Source organism: Arachnia propionica, from assembly GCF_037055325.1.
Classification (GTDB): Bacteria; Actinomycetota; Actinomycetes; order Propionibacteriales; family Propionibacteriaceae; genus Arachnia.
Map to the genome: position 1 here is coordinate 2,733,254 of NZ_CP146373.1, position 22,482 is coordinate 2,755,735.

23 protein-coding genes are annotated in these 22,482 nt (G+C 65.8%); 11 read left to right on the forward strand and 12 right to left on the reverse strand.

What is annotated here, in order from left to right:
* Positions 1–102: 102 nt before the first annotated feature.
* Positions 103–1,467, reverse strand: coding sequence for a hypothetical protein (locus V7R84_RS12655; protein ID WP_338569609.1), 1,365 nt, complete (start codon positions 1,465–1,467; stop codon positions 103–105).
* Positions 1,464–2,861 carry a hypothetical protein gene (locus V7R84_RS12660; RefSeq protein ID WP_338569611.1) on the reverse strand — a complete coding sequence of 466 codons (1,398 nt, stop codon included), beginning with the start codon at positions 2,859–2,861 and terminating at the stop codon, positions 1,464–1,466. The genes V7R84_RS12655 and V7R84_RS12660 overlap by 4 nt, the downstream gene beginning before the upstream one ends.
* Positions 2,862–2,971: 110 nt before the next feature.
* Between V7R84_RS12660 and V7R84_RS12665 the strand changes: the two genes are divergently transcribed.
* Together V7R84_RS12665 and V7R84_RS12670 are read left to right on the forward strand one after the other, a co-directional pair.
* A complete protein-coding gene (locus tag V7R84_RS12665; RefSeq protein WP_338569612.1) occupies positions 2,972–3,919 on the forward strand; it encodes a hypothetical protein in 948 nt (315 codons plus the stop codon).
* Between the two features lie 316 nt (positions 3,920–4,235).
* A complete protein-coding gene (locus V7R84_RS12670; RefSeq protein ID WP_338569614.1) occupies positions 4,236–4,784 on the forward strand; it encodes a WhiB family transcriptional regulator in 549 nt (182 codons plus the stop codon).
* A gap of 84 nt (positions 4,785–4,868) precedes the next feature.
* Here V7R84_RS12670 and V7R84_RS12675 read toward each other — a convergent pair whose 3' ends face one another.
* The 3 genes from V7R84_RS12675 to pheA all read right to left on the reverse strand — a co-directional run bounded on the left by V7R84_RS12675 (position 4,869) and on the right by pheA (position 8,006).
* Positions 4,869–5,648, reverse strand: coding sequence for an HAD family hydrolase (locus V7R84_RS12675; protein WP_338569616.1), 780 nt, complete (start codon positions 5,646–5,648; stop codon positions 4,869–4,871).
* 76 nt (positions 5,649–5,724) lie between these two features.
* Positions 5,725–6,996: a serine--tRNA ligase gene (gene serS, locus V7R84_RS12680; protein WP_338569619.1), complete on the reverse strand. Its 1,272-nt coding sequence runs from the start codon at positions 6,994–6,996 to the stop codon at positions 5,725–5,727.
* Between the two features lie 104 nt (positions 6,997–7,100).
* Positions 7,101–8,006, reverse strand: a complete 906-nt coding sequence (gene pheA / locus V7R84_RS12685) for a prephenate dehydratase (protein ID WP_338569622.1) — start codon at positions 8,004–8,006, stop codon at positions 7,101–7,103.
* 106 nt (positions 8,007–8,112) lie between these two features.
* On the opposite strand from pheA, the gene V7R84_RS12690 reads away from it, so the two are divergent.
* Positions 8,113–8,691, forward strand: coding sequence for a WXG100 family type VII secretion target (locus tag V7R84_RS12690; RefSeq protein ID WP_338569625.1), 579 nt, complete (start codon positions 8,113–8,115; stop codon positions 8,689–8,691).
* A gap of 107 nt (positions 8,692–8,798) precedes the next feature.
* Here the strand turns inward: V7R84_RS12690 and aat are convergent, their stop codons facing one another.
* Positions 8,799–9,494, reverse strand: coding sequence for a leucyl/phenylalanyl-tRNA--protein transferase (gene aat / locus V7R84_RS12695; protein ID WP_338569626.1), 696 nt, complete (start codon positions 9,492–9,494; stop codon positions 8,799–8,801).
* A gap of 150 nt (positions 9,495–9,644) precedes the next feature.
* On the opposite strand from aat, the gene V7R84_RS12700 reads away from it, so the two are divergent.
* Together V7R84_RS12700 and ilvA are read left to right on the forward strand one after the other, a co-directional pair.
* Entirely contained in the window at positions 9,645–10,340 is a 696-nt protein-coding gene (locus V7R84_RS12700; RefSeq protein WP_338569627.1) for an EcsC family protein, read from the forward strand.
* Between the two features lie 128 nt (positions 10,341–10,468).
* Positions 10,469–11,737 (forward strand): threonine ammonia-lyase IlvA, encoded by a 1,269-nt coding sequence (ilvA, locus tag V7R84_RS12705; RefSeq protein WP_338569628.1) that lies wholly within the window; start codon positions 10,469–10,471, stop codon positions 11,735–11,737.
* A gap of 51 nt (positions 11,738–11,788) precedes the next feature.
* Here the strand turns inward: ilvA and V7R84_RS12710 are convergent, their stop codons facing one another.
* From V7R84_RS12710 to V7R84_RS12720, 3 genes are all read right to left on the reverse strand, one after another.
* Positions 11,789–12,751 carry a 4-hydroxy-3-methylbut-2-enyl diphosphate reductase gene (locus V7R84_RS12710; protein ID WP_338569630.1) on the reverse strand — a complete coding sequence of 321 codons (963 nt, stop codon included), beginning with the start codon at positions 12,749–12,751 and terminating at the stop codon, positions 11,789–11,791.
* 55 nt (positions 12,752–12,806) lie between these two features.
* Entirely contained in the window at positions 12,807–13,616 is an 810-nt protein-coding gene (locus tag V7R84_RS12715) for a YwiC-like family protein (RefSeq protein ID WP_338569632.1), read from the reverse strand.
* Positions 13,617–13,703: 87 nt separating this feature from the next.
* A complete protein-coding gene (locus V7R84_RS12720) occupies positions 13,704–14,087 on the reverse strand; it encodes a hypothetical protein (protein WP_338569633.1) in 384 nt (127 codons plus the stop codon).
* A 52-nt stretch (positions 14,088–14,139) separates the two neighbouring features.
* Between V7R84_RS12720 and xseA the strand changes: the two genes are divergently transcribed.
* From xseA to V7R84_RS12740, 4 genes are all read left to right on the forward strand, one after another.
* On the forward strand, positions 14,140–15,360 hold the full coding sequence (gene xseA / locus V7R84_RS12725) for an exodeoxyribonuclease VII large subunit (protein ID WP_338569636.1): 1,221 nt from the start codon (positions 14,140–14,142) through the stop codon (positions 15,358–15,360).
* Positions 15,357–15,554, forward strand: coding sequence for an exodeoxyribonuclease VII small subunit (locus tag V7R84_RS12730; protein ID WP_338569638.1), 198 nt, complete (start codon positions 15,357–15,359; stop codon positions 15,552–15,554). The genes xseA and V7R84_RS12730 overlap by 4 nt, the downstream gene beginning before the upstream one ends.
* Before the next feature lie 94 nt (positions 15,555–15,648).
* Positions 15,649–16,290 carry a hypothetical protein gene (locus tag V7R84_RS12735; RefSeq protein WP_338569640.1) on the forward strand — a complete coding sequence of 214 codons (642 nt, stop codon included), beginning with the start codon at positions 15,649–15,651 and terminating at the stop codon, positions 16,288–16,290.
* Entirely contained in the window at positions 16,287–17,198 is a 912-nt protein-coding gene (locus V7R84_RS12740) for a hypothetical protein (RefSeq protein ID WP_338569642.1), read from the forward strand. The genes V7R84_RS12735 and V7R84_RS12740 overlap by 4 nt, the downstream gene beginning before the upstream one ends.
* 9 nt (positions 17,199–17,207) lie before the next feature.
* On the opposite strand, the gene uppS is transcribed toward V7R84_RS12740, so the two are convergent.
* From uppS to V7R84_RS12755, 3 genes are read right to left on the reverse strand one after another with little or no spacing between them, the layout of a single operon-like run.
* Positions 17,208–18,008: a polyprenyl diphosphate synthase gene (uppS, locus tag V7R84_RS12745; RefSeq protein ID WP_338569644.1), complete on the reverse strand. Its 801-nt coding sequence runs from the start codon at positions 18,006–18,008 to the stop codon at positions 17,208–17,210.
* 59 nt (positions 18,009–18,067) lie between these two features.
* On the reverse strand, positions 18,068–19,714 hold the full coding sequence (locus V7R84_RS12750; RefSeq protein ID WP_338569646.1) for an alpha/beta hydrolase: 1,647 nt from the start codon (positions 19,712–19,714) through the stop codon (positions 18,068–18,070).
* Positions 19,714–20,556: a regulatory iron-sulfur-containing complex subunit RicT gene (locus V7R84_RS12755; RefSeq protein ID WP_338569649.1), complete on the reverse strand. Its 843-nt coding sequence runs from the start codon at positions 20,554–20,556 to the stop codon at positions 19,714–19,716. Before V7R84_RS12755 ends, V7R84_RS12750 begins: the two co-directional genes overlap by 1 nt.
* A 224-nt stretch (positions 20,557–20,780) precedes the next feature.
* On the opposite strand from V7R84_RS12755, the gene V7R84_RS12760 reads away from it, so the two are divergent.
* Together V7R84_RS12760 and V7R84_RS12765 are read left to right on the forward strand one after the other, a co-directional pair.
* Positions 20,781–21,410: a hypothetical protein gene (locus tag V7R84_RS12760; protein ID WP_338569651.1), complete on the forward strand. Its 630-nt coding sequence runs from the start codon at positions 20,781–20,783 to the stop codon at positions 21,408–21,410.
* Between the two features lie 512 nt (positions 21,411–21,922).
* The gene (locus tag V7R84_RS12765; RefSeq protein WP_338569653.1) at positions 21,923–22,330 is read left to right on the forward strand and encodes a hypothetical protein; all 408 of its coding nucleotides are present in this window, start codon (positions 21,923–21,925) and stop codon (positions 22,328–22,330) included.
* Positions 22,331–22,482: the final 152 nt, after the last annotated feature.

Sequence of the window (22,482 nt, forward strand, 5' to 3'; positions counted from 1 at the left end):
GAGGTGAAAGCTCATGTTGTGGAGTTGGTGATGAGCCGAACGGCCCGGGCCGTGGCATCAACAAACCGCGGGGTGCGCGATGCGCACCCCGCCTTCACGTTCTCACGACCTCGGGTGGAGCAGCCATCGTTCGGCGACGGTGAGGCCCACCCAGTTCTTCCACTCGTCCGACCCCACCGTGCGCAGCAGACCACGGCAGGCCTCGGCGTCGCGTTTCCGTCCGGCCACCTCCCAGCACGCAATCGCCTCCGTCAGGGCCGCGACCGCTCCGGCACGCAGATCCAGGTCGTCGGCAGCGGTCAGGAGCCTCAGGGCGCTCACCCCCCGCACCGACCAGCGGCGCGCTACCGCCGCCGGTTCCGGAATGTCCCGCCGGGTCGTGTCGTGGCACACCCGAAGCGACATCCCGGCGTCCGCGTCGCGGTCCCGTTGCAACCTGGCCGTTTGCGCCACCGTCCCGGTCACCGACCCACCCCAGCTGCGGGCCTGTGGGTCGTAGTCGAGCTGGCCGCTCAGCACCGGTTCGGGGATCGCTCCGGACAGCAGGTCGAAACCGAGCCGGTCGCCCTCACCCGGTTCCCTCCCCCAGGGCAACCCACCGAACCAGCGCACCTCCTGCGGCCCGTCCACCGCGACCGCGCAGTGGGCCGCACCGTCGACGTCGAGGTCCAGCACCCATCGAGCGTTGTTCTCGTCCGTTCCCACCCAGCCGCGCGGCACCTGCTCCCAGTCGACGGTCACGGATTCGACGAGCGCTCCCCATTCCTCTGCGCCCGCCGCCAGGGCAAATTCGGGCCTGAACCTGTCAATGAGTTCAGCGTCCAGCCGCCCGGGTGGCGCGGTTTCCCCCCCGACGGGCCAGGTGGCCAGCAGTTGGCGCGCCCAGTCACCCGAGTCCCCGGTCATCGGGGGCTGGTTCGCGACCTGCTCCAGCGCGTCCCCGAGCAGCCCGACCAGGGGCGTGAAATCGTCCTCGTCACGGTGGTTGTGGAAGTACCTGCACAGCTCCGCCAGTTCGGGCAGCGGGTCGGGTTCGTCCACGAGATGCCCGCTGAGCGAGGCCACCAGCGTCAGTTCCTCCAGCCGCAGCAGCCGCCAGTCGAGCGGCAGCGGCGACCATTCCTGCAGCCACCGCACCACCCCGAGCCGCACCACCGCCTCGGACATGTCCTCGTCGTCGGGTACGAGAGGCAGTTTTCCGACCCGCCCCGGCCCGTCCCACCCGGCTGCCTGCGACGCGAGCCCGGCCACCGCATTTCCGTAGAGATCGGCCAGCTCCTCACGGGACACCTCGACGTCGGCCACCAGGCAGCAGGGCGCCTCTTCGGGTTCGGCGGGGTTCACCGCGACGACGACGGTTTCCAGGGGCAGCGTGACATTTCCCGCCGGCGCCGGTCCTCCTGCTCCTATCTGCACCGGGCCACCACCGAGCGCCTCGATGACGATCTGTTTGTCGGTTCCACTCATTGTTTCCAGTCCTGGTCCATGTGATGGCACACCTCGTCGATGCTCGGAAGCCCCAGCTCGGAGGCGGCGCGCGCATACTCAGCGGTCGCGTCCTCCTCGCCCCGGACAACCGCCAGGGCGCGTTCCTCGTTGGCGCGCAGCCATTCGAGGGCGCGCCCGAACATCACCAGCCGGTCGGGTTCCACCATCCCGCCTGTTTCCTCCGGCGGGGTTTCGTCCTGGTGGACGCCCGTCAACCGACGAAAATCCCTGCGTTGTTTCTGGCCACTCGGGATGCCCCCGTAGATGGCCCACCTGACGATTTTCGACGCCTTCGCCTCGGTGACGGGCCTGCCGGCCATGTCCAGCCGGAAACACTCGTGCCAGGCGCGGCGCATGGCATCCTGGTGGGCCTCCTCCATCTTTTCGGCCCATTTCAGGTGCTGCCCCTGAAGGGTCCGACCTGCGAAGGTAGCGATCATCGCCTGGGCCAGCGCCGCAAGTCCGGCATGAATCCCCTCCCATTCCAGGGAGGGATCGCCCTGCGGATCGGCTTCCTCCCCGAGCGGCAGAAGATCGTCGTCCCAGGCGCGTTTCCCGGGTGTGGTACCCAGGGGCTTCCATCCGGGACACGACGGCCCATTCACCAATCCGACGTACAGGCTTCTCAGCACAATCCTGGCCGATTCGTCGATCAGCCCAAGCCTGGCGCAGGCCCGGGAAACTTCGCGTCGCGCAATCTCATCGGCATTCCCCTTCACATACGGTTCTCGCGCCGCGAGCGAAAACCGAGAAAAGACCGAGCGTTGCAGACCGAGGAAGATGTTCTCCCTCTCCTCGACCACCAACGGCGGGCGTTCATTCTCACCCAGCCCGTAGCGCCCGTAGGGTTCGGCGGCCAGGCTGGCGTGTCCCTCGTCCTCCCAAAGCAGATCGTAGAGTCCCTGGTATCCGGCAAACTCGTGCCTGCCCATCCGCCTGCCCAACGGGACGCTGTTGCACAGGAAGGCCTCCCACACCGACTCGACCTCCATGTCGGTGAGCACCACGTCCTGCCTCCACGTCGATCCGATGGCGACGGCCAGCGCCTCGGCGATCCGACTGACGGTCACATCCAGCTTCTGCTGGCGCGCCCGAGCCATGGCGTCATCGACTCCGCTCCTCAGCAGGGCCAGCAGTTTCTCCACGACCTCACGTCGCACCTCGAGCCATGACAACAGCTCCCGGCCACGTTCGTCGTCGATTCTCTCCCCCCGACCCACACCAACCCACGCGGGTTCATTGGCGATGCGGGGGTGCAACAGGCGTTTGACAACGAGGTTCACGGTCACGCCACACCCCCTGGGGGCGTACCGTGGCCATGTCGGCAGCCGCTCCAGCCACTGCCCGCACCACTGCGCAAAGGACTTGGACATCAGTCTCCTTCCGTCACCATCCATTGACGGACATTACCCCGGAGACGGTCGGGACAACGGATTCTTCTCCACGCGTTCAGAAGTCTGATGACCAAAGCTAATATCTCGCCATGGACAGCTCAGAAAAGGATGCTGCCTCCACGAAACATCCGGAGGCCTTGGCCAGCGAACTGTTCAATGCCGTCAAGAAACTACGCTCCGATGGGATCCAGAACCCCGATCTCCAGATACCCGAACCCTTGCTGACGACGCTGGGACTCACCCCGGGCTCCCCCTTCGCCAGGCACCTGGTCTCCAAGGCACTGTTGTCGTGCGCCGCGCACCTGGAGGAGAGCACCCGGAGCGCGTTCCTGTTCGCCGCCGGGTTCTGCAGAAACATCACCGGCTCCCCCGGGGAGCGGGTGAATCACTCCGCCACCGCATTGAACATAGGGCGCCGCACCCTGTACCGCCACATCGAGAAAGCCGCCCACGAGATCACCCACCTGTTGCTCGCCAGCGACCACGCCCCCGCTCTGGAGAACATCGACTTCATCACGACGAGCACCCACTGCCGGCTGGATCTTCGCGACGACTCGCCCGCCATCCTGCTGAATCGCACGGTGATGGCCCTCCGCGACGGTATCAATGCCCTCGACGAGCACCTGTTCCTGCCACTGCTGCGCGATCCCGAGCTGAAGTACTACGCCCTCGAGGGCTGCAAGCTGTCAGATGTTCGGGAAAACGGCGACTCATGGACCGTTCAGCTGCGGCTCCCCCGCCGCCTGAACGTCGGGGAATCCCACACCTTCTCGGTGTCCGTGCGTCTGCCCGACCACGACTGCCTGGAGCCGGTCTTCGGCTTGGCGCCCGTCACATCCATGCACGCCGCAAGAATCGAACTGCACTTCGAGGCGCGCCTCCCACGACTCGTCGAGCGCATCGACCGCGCCTGGCCCGCCCAAATAATGTCCCCCACTCTTTCCGGTCATCCCGTCGAGGTGATGCACAACAAGGCCGTCGCCACCTTCAGGAACATGCAGCCCGGATGGGGCTACGGGGTTCGTTGGGCCTGGTGAGTACCCCTCCCACTCTCCGGAAAATCCCTGAGTACTCATACCGCCCCGGTAGGTAACCCCTGAGTACCCACCCATGATTCGCGACTAGGGGTTTTGGCCGAAAGTACGACAAATTGTTCACGCAAACCTCAGTCAGCGCGGGTTTGCGAAAGCAATTTTTCTGAGTAGGAATACTCAGCCGCCTGCAAGCCGGATACCTACAAAAGTCAGGTAGCTCCCCTTACCAAAAGCGCTTATCAGCTTCTGGAAGATCCGCCACTCTGGTGTGACAGGCATCAAGAAGACCCCCATCCACAGGGCAAGGAGGACCCACACCGTGACCATCGCTCTCGACAACGCCACCCCTTGCGTCAAGTTCGCCTCACTCTTCCAGAATCCTCTCCTGGAGGACGAGACCAGCGTCGAGACCGCCGCCGACATCCGCACCCAGGCGGCTCTCGCCGCCCACGCCGCGAAGCTCTGCGGGGAATGCCCTCTGCGCGCCCAGTGCCTCACCGACGCGGTGGTCTCCTACGACGTCGCAGGTTTCGTGGCCGGCACCACCGAAACCCAGCGTCGCGAGATCCGCGCACGCCTCGACGTCACCGTCGAGCCGGAAGACCTGGACAGCTTCGCCGGAGTCTGTTCAGGCCGCAGTTTCGACCACGAGGAAATCCACCGGCTGCGGCAGGCCAACCCCACCCAGCCGCTGTCCGCCATCGCTGCGCGAGTCGGCTGCTCCATCTCGACGGTCAAACGCCACCTCAGGCGGGCCGAAGCGCGCAGCGGGGTCGTGAAGTCCATTGCCAAGAAGCGCAAGCCCAGCAAGTGTGAGGTGCTAGAGGCCGCCGTCGAGGTCCTGAGCCCCGCCTCCTCTGTCGCCTGATCCCCTCCCACACGAACCGCCGCCGAACCGGATTCACAGGACATCTTCCCCTCACCGTCCTGCTCGTCCCGGTTCGGCGGCGCTCTAGAACCAGCGTTCCAACTCCTGGACGGTCCCACCGGATTCGAAGTCGCCGGTGACGTGATCTGCTGCGGCCCTCACATCATGAGGGGCGTCGCCCATCGCAACCCCACGACCGGCCCACCGGATCATCTCGATGTCGTTGTAGCCGTCGCCGAGAGCCAACACGTCGGCGGCGGCGACACCGAGTTCCCCGCACACCTGCTCCAAGCCCCGGGCCTTGTCAACGTCCTTGGGGACGATGTCCACCCACGACGACCAGCCCATGTAGTACGACACCTCCCGCAACCCCAGCGCCTCGACCATCTCGGTGAAGACGTCGTCGTCGGTTTCCGGATCGTGCACCACGATGCGGGAAACCGGGCGCGAGGCCAGCTCCTCAACGCTCTCCACGACGAAGTCGCCGTTCAATTCCCCCTCGGGAAAGGGTGTCGAGACCCGCCACAGCATGCCATCGGTGACCGCGATCGCCGCGTTCGGGGCCAGTCTAGCCACCCGGGAGATGGAATCGGCGGGATCGAAACGGGCCTCGTGAAGCACCTCGACGGGCGGATAGTTCACGATCATCGCACCGTTCGCGCACACCGACGGACCGGGCGGCAGACCAAGGGCATCGAAAATCTTCTGCGTTCCGGCCCAGGCCCGTCCCGTCGTGAGTACCACCGGCACCCCAGCGGCGACGACGCGCCGCACCGCATCGTGCACGTCACCGGGCAGGTCGCCGTTGACGCTGACGATGGTGCCGTCGATGTCGAGGGCAACCAGGGCGGGTGTGAAGGTCATCGTTTCTCCTGGGTTCGTGGGGTCACTGACCCGACCAGCGCAAGGCACCCCCGGAAATGGCTCGCGGGCTGGAAGATCAGCCCGCCGTGAGCATCTCCAGGCCGCCGAGATGGGGGCGCAGCGCCTCGGGGACGCGCACCGACCCGTCGGCCTGCTGATGGTTTTCGAGCAGCATGATGATGATCCGGGTCATGGCGCACAGCGTGCCGTTGAGGGTGGCGACGTGCTCGGTTCCCTTCTCCGTGCGGTACCGGATCCCAAGGCGGCGGGCCTGGAACTGGGTGCAGTTGGAGGTGGAGGTCACCTCGCGGTAGCGCTGCTGGGTTGGCAGCCAAGCGTAGCAGTCGTACTTGCGGGCAGCGCTAAGACCGAGGTCCCCGGAGGCGACATCGAGCACCTGGAAGGGAATCTCCAGTGCCTCGAGGAACTCCTTCTCGAAACCGAGGAGCCGCTGGTGCCACTCCTCGGCGTCCTCGGGCAGGCAGTGGATGAACATCTCGACCTTGTCGAACCAGTGAACCCGGAAGATACCGCGGGTGTCCTTGCCGTAGGAGCCGGCCTCGCGGCGGAAGCAGGGGCTGAACGCGGCGTACTGGCGCGGCAGGGAATCGGCGTCGAGGATCTCGTCGCTGTGGAAGGCCGCCAGGGCGACCTCGGAGGTGCCGACGAGGTAAAGATCATCGGTGGGGAGGTGGTAGACGTCCTTGGCGGCCTGACCGAGGAAACCGGTGCCAGCCATCGCCTCGGGTTTCACCAGCGCCGGGGGGATCATGGCGGTGAATCCCCACTCGACGGCCTTGGTCATGGCCAGGTTCAGCAGCGCGAACTCCAGGCGCGCGCCGAGGCCGGTGAGCACGTAGAACCGCGACCCGGAGATCTTCGTGCCGCGTTCCATGTCGATGGCGCCCAGCGCCTCGCCGAGCTCCAGATGGTCCTTGGGTTCGAAACCCTCGGCGGCAAAGTCGCGGGGGACGCCGACGGTCTCGATCACGACGCCGTCGTCCTCACCGCCGCGCGGCACACCATCGATGACGATGTTGCCGAGCTGCATGATCAGCTCGTTGAACCGGTCCCCGGCGGCCTCCGACTGCTCCTGCGCGGCCTTCACCTCGGCTGCAAGCTGCTTGGTGCGGGCCAGCAGTGCGGCCTTCTCCTCGCCCTGAGCCTTGGGGATGAGCCTGCCGAGTTCCTTCTGCTCGGCGCGCAGCCTGTCGAAGGTCGCGATCCCCGAGCGGCGTGCCTCATCAGCCGAGACCAGTTCGTCGACGAGTTCGACGGAATCCCCGCGGACCTCCTGCGAACGTCGGACGAGGTCGGGGTCGGTGCGCAGCAGCTTGGGATCGATCATGGGATGAACTCTACGCGGGTGTCGTGCGAAACCCGGTCGCAGGACCACGATTCCCAGCCCCACCTTCCCACACCGGCTCATCCGGCTCGCGTCAACGGAGCACCTCAGGTGGCATCGAGCGACCGCAACCACTCGGAGGCCTCCTCGAACGCCTCGTCGTCGAAGCCTCGGCGCACGTCGGCTGGTTGGGCGTCGGCGCGCGGGTAGGAGCCGAGGAAAAGCACGTCACGACAGATCCGCCGCAACCCGAGGAGGGCCTCGGCGAGGCGGCGATCACCCAGGTGGCCCTCCGCGTCGATGGCGAAGCAGTAACTGCCGAGGATGGTCTTGGTGGGGCGCGACTCGATGCGACACAGGTTCACCCCGCGCACCGCGAACTGTTGCAGGATCTCCAGCAGGGCTCCCGGGTGGTCCTGGTGCATGTAGGCCACCAGGGTGGTCTTGTCCGCGCCGGTGCGTTCCGGCACCCGACCCGGACGGGAAACCACGACGAAACGGGTCACCGCTCCCGGATTGTCCTCGATGGAATGGGCCAGCTCCTCGAGCCCGTAGAGCCGGCCCGCGACCCGCGCACAAATCGCAGCGTCGTAACGGGAAGCCGGGTCCGCGACCTCCTTGGCCGCGCCCGCCGTGGAACCGGCCTCCGTCACCTGCGCGCCGGGGAGCATCGTGGCCAGCCAGTCGCGGCACTGCGCTGCCGCGTGTCCGTGGGTGAGCACCGAGGTGACGTCGTCGAGGGTGGTGCCGGGGCGCACGTAGATCCCGAATTCGACGGGGATCACCACCTCACCGGTGATCGCGAGGGGATCGCCGTCGACGAGCTTGTCGAGGGTGGCGGAGACCCCGCCCTCCACGGAGTTCTCGATCGGCACCACGACACCATCGACCTGCCCCTGCCTGACGGCATCCAGAGCCTCGCCGACGCTGGCGAAGGGAACCCCATCGGACTCATCAATGCCGAGCAAGGCCTGATGAGTGAACGTCCCTGCGGGTCCGAAATATCCGAGCACCCGCACAGGGTATCGCCGTGTGACCCGCCGTGGCTGCGACATCCCTTCGATGACCCCTCCCGGGAATATGGTCGTTTTTAACAAAACCCGACCGGAAGAGAACACCATGGTCACCGAGCACGCGGACAACCCCGTGATGGCACAGGCCGCTGGACAGGTCGAGACGAAACACCAGCAGATCCACGACCTTCAGATCCGGCTGCAGAAACAACTCCCCGTGCTCGCCGCACACTGGGACGCGGACGAGTTCACCGTGTTCCAGCACGACTACAGCCGTTTCGACTCCGAGTGCGAACGCGTGAAACAGGGCCTCGACATGGTGCATGCCAGCCTGACGGGACAAACAGAGGTGCCCATCCCTCCCGCACGTCGCACACCCACCCGGGACCGCCGGAGAAGCCCCGCGAGCCCCCGGCGTGGTCGCACCACGGCAGTACTCCCCGAGGGCATCGCGGGGCTGGTCGAGGCCAACGCCGAGCTGAGCACCCTCCTGGCGAGGTTGCAGGGCGAGTTGGCTAGCTCCATGGCGCAGTGGGATGACACCGCCCGGCGCGCCTGGACCACGGCACAGACCTCGTGGGACGAATCGAGTCGTCACCGGCAGGACATCGTGGCAGGCCTGCCCGAAACCATGACCCGGACCCACACGAACGCCCGGTTCTCCGCCATACCGATCGCCAGCTAAACCACACCCCCACATCACCCCCGAGCGCATCGGGCCAACCGTGCACGCGACCGAAGAAGCAGATTCACCCACCGTGCGACGTGCTCTCGGAGGAGGCAGGCAGCGCCTCAGGCGTGGGCCGCCAGCAGCTGTCGGGAATCCCACCGTTGAGCTTTCGCCCACGTGTTGCGATGCTCTCCTTCCAGGGCAATGTCCAGCCGGGCCAGGTAGTCGGCGCGGGACAGTTCGATCACTCCGAGACTCGCCAAATGTGGCGTCAGCCACTGCACGTCCAGCAGATCGACGCGGGCCCGGGCGAGTTCTGCCACCAGCCTCAGCAACGCCACCTTAGATGCGTCGCGGCCCAGTTCGGAATGGTGGAACATGGATTCCCCCGCGAACAGCCCTCCCTGATGCACCCCGTAGAGCCCCCCGACCAGCCGACCGTCGGCATCCCAGGTCTCGACGCTGTGAGCGTATCCGGCCTGATGGAGGGCAGTGTAGGCGAAGGCGATGCGGTCATCGATCCACCCGTCAGGACGTTTCGGGTCGGCGCAGGCGGCCAGCACGTCGGGAAAGGCGCGGTCGACGGTGGTGGTGTAACGTGCCGCCATCTTGCGCAGCGACCGGGTGATGCGCAACCCCCCGGGGGGCAGCACGGCACGTCGCAGGGGCGACCACCACCCCATCCACTTTTCTATGGGCATGGGGAACACCCCGCAGCGGTAGGCAACCAGCGCCAAGGCGGGGTCGAACTCGTCGCTGTACCCGATCAGGTCGGAGTCCGGCCAGGCATCGGGTGAGCCGAAGACGTTGTCGAGCACGGGTCCCAGTCTTACAGGATTACGGGGTCTCCCGCTGGCCTGGGGGCCATTTGATGATTTCATCGACCACGGTGAAGATTTTGGTTGGTACACGCAGCAAAATCTTTCACAATGACATAATGCGGGTTGGGGTAGAAGGACGGTGAGAGGATGAGCGACGCCAAAGACACCAACAACAAGATGGTTGCGACGACCGAAGGCCTGACCTCGGACGCCTTCCACCGCCTCCTGGATCTCGCCATCACGGGTCGCGGAAAACTCCTGGGAGCCCGTGCCATCGCGAACAACCAGCTGCGCCACCAGCAGAACCACGAGAACGCCATCCGCGGGCTGTCGAATCAGCACATCGCACTGGCCGGCGGCCAAGGATTCGCGACGAACTGGGGTGGTTTCCTGCTGTCGTTGGTGACCATTCCCGCGAACATGGCCGCAGCCGCCTTCATCCAGGCGCGTGCTGTCGCTGGCATCGCACACCTGCGCGGCTACGAACTGGACGATCCCCGGGTCCGCACCGCGATCCTCGTGGTCATGCTCGGCCCGCGCGGATCCGCGGCTCTCATCGCAGCAGGTGACCTGCCCAGTTCCGCAGCCGCCGTCGCCACCGCCCCCGCCTTCGACCCGCGACTCGACGCCCGCGTGTCCCGGGCTCTCCTGGAGCAGTCGATGAACCACATCGGGGGCAAACGGCTTGGTGTTTTCCTGGCCAAAAAGATCCCCCTGGTCGGCGGCGGGGTGGGTGCAGTGGTGGATGGCTGGTCGACGCGCTCCATCATCCAATACGCCCAGGAGCAGTTCATCTCCCGGCGCCCCCGATCCGCGGGCTACGCGGTCATCGTGGAGGACTGAGCGTCCCCCGCTCCTGCATCATCACGGGTCGTCCCGGACCCGGAGCAGCCACGGGAGCTGCAGAAGAACGCGGCGACGTGTCCCCGTGAAGAGTGCGGATCCCGTCTCCGACGAGCACAATTGGGGCCGTGACTGTGCTTTCCGATCTGGCTGCCCTCATTCCCGACGCCCGCGACCGACTGAAAGGGGTGGCCCGCATCACCCCCGTAGAACTGAACCAGCGGCTCACGGAGGCCACCGGCTCCGAGGTGTGGTTGAAACGTGAGGATCTCCAGCCCGTTCGTTCCTACAAGCTGCGAGGCGCCTACAACCTGATCTCGCAACTCCCACCCGAGGCACGGGAAGCCGGTGTGGTGTGCGCGTCCGCCGGCAACCACGGACAGGGGGTCGCATTCGCAGCGGCGACGCTGGGCATCGGCGCGGTGGTGTACGTTCCCACCACCACGCCCCGGCAGAAACGCGACCGCATCCAGGCCTTGGGACGCGGTCACGTCGAGCTCGTCATGGAGGGCTCCACCTACGACCAGGCCTCCCGGGCCGCGGCACAGTTCGCGGAGCACAACGGACGCATCCTCGTGCCCGCCTTCAACGACCCGCGCACCGCCGCCGGGCAGGGCACCGCCATCGCGGAGGCCGTCGAACAGCTCGGGTTCGTGCCGGATGTCGTCATCCTGCCCGTCGGTGGCGGCGGTTTGATGTCGGGTGCCGCGGCCTGGTTGCGCACCCACCACCCGCAGGTGCGAATCGTCGGGGTGGAACCGGACGGGGCGCCGTGCGTGGCGGCCGCGATCTCCGCGGGACGCCCGTTCCCGCTGAACAACATCGACACCTTCGTCGACGGTGCCGCGGTCAGTCTCGTCGGTGACTACACCTTCGGCGTCATCAACGAGGCGAAGATCGAACTGACCCGCATCCCCGAGGGGCAGGTGTGCTCCGAGATGCTCGCGATGTACCAGACCGACGGCATCATCGCCGAACCCGCCGGGGCCCTCGCAGCCGCCGCCCTGCCCACCGGCGGGGTGGGCACACGCATCCACATTCCCGGTGGGTCGCGAGTGCTGAGCATCGTCTCGGGTGGCAACAACGACGTCGCCCGCTACGCCGACGTCGTGGAGCGGTCGCTGCTGCACGAGGGTCGCAAGCACTACTTCCTGGTCAACTTCCCGCAGCAACCGGGCGCGTTGCGGCGTTTCCTCGACGAGGTGCTCGGCCCCGACGACGACATCACCTACTTCGAGTACGTGAAACGCTCCAGCCGTGAGGTCGGCCCGGCCCTGGTCGGCGTCGAACTCAGCAACCCCGGGGACTACCGTTTCCTCCTGGCCCGCATCACCGAGTGCGGCATGGAGGTCAACGAGGTCGATTCCACCAGCCCCTACTTCCGTTTCCTCGTCTGACCGGTCCGACCAGGCGGGGAGAACACGTCATCCAGCACGGATGTCCCGGCCTCAGACGGGGTCGTGTTCCTTGATGGCTCGGCGCAGCTCGGGCGGTAGGGCGAAGGTCAGGTTCTCCTCCATGAGGCTTTCCTCCTCGGCCTTCGGGAAACCTCGCTCCCTCAACAGTTCCAGCGCCCCCTGCACCAGTTCGTCGGGCACGGAGGCCCCCGAGGTCAGACCAATGGTGGAGACGCCGTCGAGCCAGGCGTCCTGAATCTCGTGGGGATAGTCGATGCGTTCGGAACGTTTCGCGCCGGCCTCGAGCGCGACCTCCACCAGGCGCATCGAGTTCGACGAGTTCCGCGACCCGACCACGATCATCAGGTCGCAGTGGGGTGCGATCTGTTTGACCGCCTGCTGCCGGTTCTGGGTGGCGTAGCAGATGTCGTCGGTGGGTGGGCTCATCAGCAGCGGGAACTTCTGCTGCAGGCGGGTGACGGTCTCCATGGTCTCGTCGACACTGAGGGTGGTTTGCGACAACCAGACGAGGGGTTTGTCGGCGGGCATGTCGAGGCGGTCGACGTCGTCGGGACCTTCCAGGAGGGTGGTGCGGTCCGGGGCCTCCCCCATGGTGCCCTCCACCTCCTCGTGCCCGGCGTGCCCGATCAGGAGGATGTCGGTGTCCTTGGCGGCGAACCTTTTCGCCTCGCGGTGCACCTTCGTCACGAGCGGGCAGGTGGCGTCGATGGTGCGCAGCTCGCGGCGGGCCGCTTCCTCACGCACCGCCGGGGAGACGCCGTGCGCGGAGAACACCACCAGGGCATCGGCGGGCACCTCGTCCAGTTCGTCGACGAAGATCACCCCCCGCTCCTCGAGGGTCGAGACGACGTGCTTGTTGTGCACGATCTGTTTGCGCACGTAGATGGGCGGGCCGTACCTCTCAAGGGCCTTCTCCACGGTGGTAACGGCGCGGTCCACGCCCGCGCAGTATCCACGTGGCGCAGCGACGATGACCCGCTTGCTGGTGCTCATGCGGGCCAGTGTACGGGGCGCACACCGTCCCCCGGTGTTTCCGACCGACCGTCGGTCAGGCGGTCAACGCCCCGGGAATCAGGATCGCCAGCAGCGCCGCGGTGGCGATCATCTCCGTGTAGCCGAGCTGTTTGGTGGTCACCTTGCGGCCCTTCATCACCCCCAGCGAGGGCACCAGCCACGCCCGCAGAGTGCAGGTGATGAAGAACGCCACCAGCCACCAGCGGGGCAGGTGGAAGTCGACGAGCGCGAACAGCACCGCGCAGGCCGCGTGCCAGGTAACGGAGTAGGCGATGTAGCTCACCCGACCGCGTTCCCGCACGTTGGTCTTGACGTAGAACACGGTGCCGAAGAAATACCCGAAACAGGCCAGCGACAGCCCCGCCAGCACCGGCAAACCATCGAGGTGAAGCGGCCCCTCTGAGCCAAGCACCAGGGGCAACGCAGCGGCAGCCAGCACCGTCACCAAACCCGACAGCAACGACCTCTCGCGGCGTTTCCACGCCAGCCACAACCCGACACCGGTCAGCGGCCCGAACACCAGCGCCCACGCCCACCACGCGGGTTTCAGCGCCAGCAGCAGGAGGCCGAGGACGGCTGTGATCGCACCGTAGGTGACCACGGCGCGGCGATACCGGGGTTTGAAGTTCGACTTCAGCCACGTCGCCGTCGCGAAAAAAGCGAAGTAGCCGATCACCCACACCGGGGCCAGCAACACCAGCGGCCACGAGAACCGTCCGGCCCCGATGGCCCAGATCATCCCCATCACGTAGGGCATGATCACCATCGCCCAGGCCCCGTGATGGTTCGGCACCCAGCCCTGCGAATGTCCTCCGGGTTTCCGGGTCATCCTCCTGCTGCTCACAGTACCGAATACTAAGAGGCCCACACCGGCGGTGTTTTCCGGGGACGGGAGTCGCAATCTGGCCGGGTTACTGCTGGTGGCTGGACGTCAGCTCGACGAGGGGTCGTTGAACTTGAAATTCCCCAGGGCGGCGGCGAAATTGATGCCGACGATCCCCGCCCAGATCACCATTCCCATGAGGGTACCGCCATATGCCAGCGCGATGGCTGTCAATGGGATGGCCAGAACCATCGAGGTGATCGCCAACCCCATCGCACTGTAGGAACGGTTATGGCGCTGCACACGGCTCTGTCCGGCTGGAATGAGCGTCTGCGACATGCCCCCCGGGTTCATCGCCTGCTGGCGCCTGATCTCAGCAACCACCTTCTCCGCGAACGATTCGACGAGCGCCGGTTCCATCTCCGGACCGAGGTCCTTGCGAGCTGAGAGCGCGGCTTCAAATTCGGATCTGTCGAGGGGTTGCTGACTCATGATCCAAGCGTAGTCCGGGTACTCATCGGGATGCATGGGTAGGCTCCCTGACATGGCCCTAACCAGTTCTCTCGAACATCCGCAGCCGTTGGCGCGAGTCGTCGGCGCGGTCGCGGACTGGGTGGGCAGGCTCGGCGAGATCTGGGTGGAGGCGCAGGTCATCGAAATCAAACGCCGCGCCGCACCCACCCAGTTCCTCACCTTGCGGGATCGGTTCGCCGACGTCTCCTGCTCGGTGACGACCACGGCTTTCGTGCTGGATGCGGCGGGCCCGCTGCCGGAGGGGTCGCAGGTGGCGGTACGCCTGAAACCGCGGGTGTGGGAGCCCAATGCGTCGCTCAGTTTCGAATGCCTGGAGCTGCGGGTGGCGGGTGTTGGCAGGCTGTTGGCCGAATTGGATGCGCGGCGCCGCAAACTCCAGGCCGAGGGCCTGTTCGATCCCCACCGCAAACGCCCGCTACCGCTGCTGCCCCGCCGCATCGGACTGATCACCGGCAAGGATTCCGACGCCGAACGCGACGTGCTGCGCAACGTGACCCGTCGCTGGCCGGCACGTTTCACCGTCGCACATTCGCCGGTCCAGGGGCCGGGTGCTGCCGCATCGGTGATGCAGGCCCTCCAGGACCTCGACGAGGACCCGGAGGTCGATGTCATCGTCATCGCCCGCGGCGGCGGGGCCCTGGAGGATCTGCTGCCGTTCTCCGACGAGGGCCTGGTGCGGGCAGTCGCAGCCTGCCGCACCCCTGTGGTCTCCGCCATCGGACACGAATCCGACACCCCGTTGCTGGATTTCGTCGCCGACCTGCGGGCCTCCACACCCACCGACGCGGCCTCACGCATCGTTCCGGAGTTCGCAGCCGAACTGGACCTCGTCGTCCTGGCCCGCACCCGGCTTCGGCAGGCCATCGAGGCGCGGATCGGACAGGCCGCGCAGGAACTCGCGGAGCTGCGACGCCGCCCCGTCCTCGCCAGTCCCGCCGCCGCTCTGGAGGGGCACCGCGACCGCCTCGCCCTGCTGCGTCACCGGCTCCGCACCGCCGTCGACCAGCAGCTCACCAGCAGACGAACCGACCTGGCTTCTCACCTGTCGGCGGTGCGGGCCCTGTCCCCGGCAGCCACCCTGCAACGCGGATACGCCTTGCTTGTCGACGAGGCACAGAAGGTCGTCTCCGGCGTCGCCGATGCCCCCGTCGGGGGAACGTTGACGGCCCATCTGGCCGATGGCGAACTCACCCTCACCACGCAGGACAGTCACCCGAAGGAGTCCCAATGACCACACCCACGACGTTGTCCTACGAGGAGGCCCGCGACGAGCTGGTCAAGACCGTCGCCATGCTGGAGTCGGGTGGTACGACCCTGGCGGAGTCCATGGCGCTGTGGAAACGCGGCGAGGAACTGGCCACCATCTGCCAGGCCCACCTGGACGAGGCGAGGGCAGCCGTCGAGAAGCACACCGCTGAGCAGTGAGGCACACGACCCTCCCCTGAAACCGGCTCAGCTGACCTGCGGAACCGGCGTGGAACCTGCGTCGATTCCCGGAGCGTTCCGCGACAATGGGGGCGTGGATTTCTTCGGATGGTTGACGACCATCTGGGATGTGGCCTCACTCCGGGTGATTGAGGACCCCTCCCTGGGGTTACCCAGTCTGCCCACCGCCGGGCTCATCGCGCTGGCGGCGGGGGTCTCCACCCTGCTCGGGCACTGCGCCGTGCTGTTCATCAACCGCGTCAGGGGCGTCCGGTTCCTGGCGATGCTGCTGGTCGGCGGGATCTTTCTCACCCTGCTGTACACCATCCAGGCGCTGATCCTGTGGGCCGTAGCCGGTCCCATCACTCAGCACGGCATGCACCTCACCGACCTGCTGGCGGTGACGTTGTCCTCCACCGCTCCCCTGGCCTACGGATTCCTGGTATTCATCCCCCACCTCGGTGTGCTGATCGGGCGCATCCAGCAGGGCTGGAGCGCGATCTGCCTGTGGCTGCTGGTGACAGCGGCCATGGAGACCAGCTGGTGGCAGGCCCTGATCGCCACCGGCCTGGCCTGGGGCATCATGCAGCTCGCCTCGCGGTTGCTCGGGCATCCCATCGCGTACCTCACCGGTCGCATCTGGACCTTGGTGACGGGCCGGCCTGCGATCCTGGGGCCTCGGGACATGCTGGCCGGAGCGCCGTTCATCCCCATCGAGGCGAAGGCGCTCCCATGATCCGACCAATGATTCTCGTCCTGCTCGAGGTGACGCTGCTGGTGATCATCGTCCTGGCGCTGCTGGCTCCCCTCGAATCCCTCGAATGGTGGGCGCGACGTTACCCGACGCCCTCCCTTCCGGCCCCGAAACCCGCACCCGCCGCCGGCATCCGGCGGTTCGCGGTGTATCTGTCGGGCATCGCGGTGCTCGACGGAAGGTCGATATCGCGCCGCGAACACGCGGTGCTGGAGGAGGTACGCAACCAGCTTCCCGACGTGATCATCACCGAGGACGTATTCCCCTACGCCATGGAGAATCGCGGCCTGCCACAGCGCGCCACCGCCTGGTTGTGGCGTCGCCTGGACTGGGTGCGACGCCGGTTTCCCTGGTCGCCCCTGCCTTTCCTGATCAATCTGCGCAACGTCATGCAGGTGCTGGTCTCCGCCGATCCGCGCTACGGCGGCACCTACAACTTCGGGGTCGCGTGCGTGGTGTGGCGTTCCCTCCTGAACGCGGGCTACGACCCCGACGACCCGGCGCCGGTAACGCTGATCGGCTACTCCGGTGGTGCGCAGATCGCCTGCGGGGTGGCCCGTTTCCTGGCCGCCCACGACGTGCGGGTCGACGTCGTCTCCATCGGCGGGGTCTATGCCGACGATCCGGGGCTGGATCACATCGGTTCACTGACGCACCTCAAAGGCAGCCGCGACCACACCCAGTCGCTGGGCACCCTCGCCTTCCCCGGGCGCTGGTTCACAGCACCCCTGTCCCCCTACGGTCGCGCCCTCAGGGATGGTCGTATCCACACCGTCAACATGGGACCGATCTCACACGCCAACTACTTTTCCCGCCACATCACCCTGGCCGACGGTCGTACCCCGAAACAGGAGACCATCGAGCAGCTCGTCGAGGCGCTGCGTCACTGACCTCAGCGGCTACCGACCGAAACGGCGTTCCCGCTGGGTGTAGTTGCGCAGGGCACGCACGAAATCGACCTTGCGGAAGTCCGGCCACAGGGCCTCACAGAAGTAGAACTCACTGTGCGCCGACTGCCACAGCAGGAAACCGGACAGCCGCTGCTCCCCCGAGGTGCGGATGATCAGGTCCGGATCCGGCTGGCCCTTCGTGTACAGGTGCTCCGAGATCTCATCGATCTCAACGGTGGCCGCCACCTCCTCCAGGGTGCGCCCCTGGGCGGCCCGTTCCGCCAGCAGCGACCTGAAGGCGTCGCGCAGCTCGTGTCGGCCACCGTAGCTGACCGCGACGTTGATGTGCATGCCCACCACCGCTTCGGTTCTGGCCGCCGACGCCCTGAGACTGGCGGCCCGCTCCGTGGGCAGCAGGTCGAGATCACCGACCGCCTGCACCCGCCACCGCCCCGTGTCGGCCAGCGCCACCACCAGTTCGTCGATGACCTCCAGCAGCGGTTCCAGCTCATCCGCGGCGGATCGGTCGAGGTTGTCGGTGCTCAACACCCACAACGTGATGACAGGTATTCCGATGTCATCGCACCATTCGACGAACTGCTGCAGCTTCGCGGCCCCTGCGCGATACCCCGCGACAAGGGGCTGACCGGGTGCGTTGAGCCGTGCCCACCGACGGTTGCCGTCCGCCAGTACCGCGACGTGCCGTGGCATGGCGGAGCGATCCAGCCGTTTGATCACTTGGGCCTCGTACGTGGAGTAGAGCCAGGCAGGAGGCCAGATGCGATCGATGAACCGGCTTGTCGCAGACATGTCCCAAGGGTAGACCCGGAGACACGGAACTCGTCCGTGCCCGTCGGCAATGCGCATTCTCAGCTGCAGGTCTTGCCGTCCTCGGGGAGGGTGCCCTCCTGAAGATAAGCGGTGATCGTCTCGTCGACACACGCGTTGCCCGCCGTCACGGCACCATGACCGGGACCGTCGTAGGTGAGCAGATGCCCGGATTCGAGCTGCTTCGCCATGCTGACGGCCAGCTGGTAGGGGGTCGCGGAATCACCCGTCGACCCGACCACCAGAATCGGTGCCGCGCCCTTGCCGGTCAGTTTTAGGTTGGGTGCGGAATTGGCGGTCCAGCGTTCGCAGACCAGTTCCGAACTCATGTTGCTGCCGAACACCGGGGCTTTCTCGGCCACCTCTTTCCGCATGTCATCGGTGGCGGCCACCCCCGCGTCTGGATGGTCCACGCAGCGGATGGCCGGGAAAGCGTAGGCGACGGTCTCCCATCCGTTGTCGGTGCGACCCGTCAGGAGGTCGGAGGCCTTGAGGATGCCCCTGCCGTCGCCGTTCAATGCCGCTTCCAGGAACTGGGTGATCCTCGGGTAGGCCTCCTTCCCTGAATAGAGGAACAAAGCGATGCCGTTCGCTCCCTGGCCCTGCGTCATCTGCCGGTCCCCGACCTTGAGCGGGTTGGCGTCGAGCCCGTGCAGGAAGGAGTTGATGCGGGAAGTCACCTCGTCGCGCGAGTTCCCGAGGGAGCAGGATTCCTCGCCCGCGCACCAGTCCGCATAGAGCCCGAGGGCCGTCTCGAAACCCTCGGCCTGGAACACCTCCCCCTCGTTGGTGATGTCGACAGCCGAATCCAGCACCAGGCGCCCCGTGTGCTCCGGGAACAGTTCCGCGTACATCGAACCGATGAAGGTGCCGTAGCTGACCCCCACGTAGTTGAGTTTCTCCGCCCCGGTCAGGAAACGCAGCAGATCGAGGTCGCGGACGTTCTCGATGGTGGTGAGGTGATCCAGAAGCTCACCGGAAGCTTCCCGGCATTCCCGGGCGAAAGCGGCCCAGGTGTCGTTGAGGGCGGTTTTCTCCGCCTCGTCGTCCGGGGTGCCGTCCGCGAAATAGGCCTTGTCCGTCTGCTCGGTGGTGCCGCACTGCACGTGGGTGGATTCCCCGGAACCACGCGGATCCCACGCGATGATGTCGTACCCCTTCCACCTGTCACGTCCCAGGGTCGTGGTGAACGATCCCGCCTCCACGCCGGGGCCACCGGGATTGACGAACAACGGACCCTTCGTCGGGTTCTCGGAGGGCATCTTCGTGACCTTGATGTCCAGCGCCGCCTTGCCGGGGTTGTCCCAGTCCAGGGGCACTTTCATGGTGGCGCACAGGGTAGCACCGCAGGGCTGCCAACTCAGGGACTGCTGCCAGTAGGGGGTGAGGTCATCACCGAGGGCAGCGGGAAGCTGCACCGCGGGGTTGGACGCCTTGACGTCGAGCTGACGATCGGGGTTCTCGACCGGCTCCTGCGGCCATGTCTCGTGATCGGAGACAGGAATCGCGGGCACCCCGGGTTTCTGATCGCCGACAGCGGGAGCCGGCTGAGTTGACGACTCACCCGTCGGTTTCTCCCTCTCCTGCTGCTTTCCCGGGGACAGCATCCCGCTGGCGAAGAACACCACCACGAGAACAATCGCGAGAAAGATCAGCATTCCCTGGAACCAGACAATCCCTCTGCGCATCAGCTTTCCTCCTCTGGGGCGACGTGGCGCGCCCCTCGGTTCTTTTTGCTGACACAGACATGCGCCAGCGGACAACGTCTCACACCATCGGTGGTCCGCACCGCCACCTCACCTGCAGGCACCACGTGCCCGACCACCCGTCCCGGACCGTCCGGGATGGTGACCCGCGCACCGATCGGCGGCGCTTGGTTCAGAAAATCGACGTAGAGCGGATGCTCGAACGCGAGACAGCACAACAGTTTCCCACAAACCCCCTGGATCTGAAGAGGGTTCGCCGTCAGGTTCTGGCTGCGCGCCAACCGCATGGACACGGGTTCCACATCGTCGAGGAACAGGGTGCAGCACAGCTCCCGGCCACACATGCCAACGCCCCCGGCCAGTCTGGCGGTGTCGCGAGAGGCTATCTGCCGCAGGTCGATACGCGCCCCGACGGCACGGGCCAGGTCGCCGATCAGGGCCCGAAAATCCACCCTGCCCGGAGCGGTGAAGTAGATCACCGCCAGCTTGTCGTATTCCTTCGAGGAATCTATGTAGTCGGTCGCCATCACCTTCATGGGCAACCCGTGGGCGGCGATCCTCTCGACCGCGATCTCACGGATCCTGCGACGGTGTTCCCGGTTGGCCTCATCGCGTTCCAGATCAGCCTCGGTGGCACGTCCCGCGCATTTCGGCAGCGGCGCCTCCACCATCGTCTCCTCCGGAGCCCACACCACACAGGCCACCTCCACGCCGTCGTCGGTCGGGTAGAGCACCTGGTCACCGACGCGATAGTCACCACCGTCCGGATCGAGATAGTGCAGACGACCGTACTGCTCGAAGGTGACGGCCATGACTCTGGGCATGACCACCAGAGTAACCGCAGACACCGACACGCCACACAACACCCACAGCCCTTCCCGCCCCGCTGAGAGTCAGGACCTGCTCACCGACCTCGTCAGATCCTTAACTTTTGGTCAGAGTTTCTCTTTGTTGTCTCCAGGTATTGGTGTGTGGTTCTAGTGTCAGTGGAATCCCGGGGCGGAGGGGCCGCTTTCGGGATTTGTGGCACCAATGGAGGTGTTGTGTGATGAGTCGGATGGTGATGTGTCGCGTCGGTGTGGTTGCGGCGGTGATCTCGGTGCTGGTGTCGTGTAGCGGGGGGTCGTCTGCTCCGGGGGGTGGTGTGTCGGGGTCGGGGAGTCCTGTTTCCTCGTCGCCGTCTTCTGAGGTTTCGTCTTCGCGGCCGTCGAAGTCGGTGACGCCGTCGGGGCCGCAACCGTCGGAGACTTTCACCCCGGAGCAGCTGGAGGCAGCCAATACCGTCATTGAGTACGTCCGCATCTCTGACGAGGTGTTCGGTAATCCTGATGGTGATCCTCAGCCTTTGAAGGACATCACCACGGGACAGAGCCAAGAAATAGAAATAAATGTGCTGAACGACTATCGCCGGCAAGGGCATGTGCGAACAGGGGCCACGGTTGTTCACATCACGGGTGCGTCGGAGCCGGTCGAGGTTGATGGCGTGCGGACGGTGGATGTGCAGATGTGCACGGACGTTGGGAAAACTGATGTGATCGATTTGGCGACCGGGAAATCGGTGGTCATTTCGTCGCAGCGACCGCGGTACCTGCAGTGGAATGTGACTGTGGTCAAAACCGAGGAGGGATGGAAGTTCGGGGATGCCACGAACGACTCGGCTCCGGGGTGTCCGAAATGAAACGCCTCATGGTCATTGCTGTTGTTGTGGTGTGTCTGTTGGCAGAAGCCGGTCTGTCTCCACAGCTGGCCCATGCAGACGGCAATATTCGATGCGCACGCAGAGACAGGTACTCTGGCGCCTGTGTGTTTGAGGTGCGGGCTCCGGGGTCTGGTGGGCAGCCCGGGAAACCCGGTCGTCCTGGGAAACCCGCCCGTCCTGGGCGGGATTCGATCGGTCAACACCGTTCTTCGGACCAGTGCGGGCTCTACAAGCCTGATGGAACCTGCGCCAGATATTTTCCTGGTCTACCCACTCCTCCTAGTGATGAGCCTACTGTTCCCGCGGGTGCACCGGAGCCTGTGGTGTTGGCGAGGGTTGCGGTGGAGCGGATGGATCTTCACGCCCCAGACATCGGACTGTGGCCTGACCCGTTAGAAAAGCTGCCTACAGGGCATAACTATGTCGGGTGGCACAACTGGATGTGGATCAGAGACCCAGGTCCTTCCACGTGGGGGCCGATCACCAAAACCGTGACCGAAGCAGGGTATGCGATCACAGCCACCGCGGCGGTGACGAAGGTGACCTGGGAGATGGGCAACGGAGACACCAAAGTGTGCGACAAGGGAATGGAACACCTCCCTTGGCAGGAGGAGGACAAGCCGTCGCCGACGTGCGGGTATGTCTATCATCAGCGCGGGGATTACACGATCACCGCGACCGCGCATTGGGTGATTGTGTGGAACGGCTTGGGGCAGCAAGGAACCATCGAAATGGATTTGTCGTCTCAGGTGCACACGAGTGTGATCGAGGCATTCGCGGTCAACATTCCCAACGGGAAACGACACAGTGCGCCCTCACCATCGCCGTCACCGAACCCGACCGGCACCCCAACCGCGCTAGCACCCTGCCCCACCAACCACAACAAACACGGCTGCTGAGGCAGCCCCTCCGACCTGCTGATCAGATGGGCCGGACAGCGTCAGGGCCGGACAGCGACCACGTCTGCTGCCCGGCCCGCCCGGCAGGTTTCACCACGACCCGGTCACTGACGCTCGCAGGTCGACTGCAACCAGCTTCCACTTCTCCACCG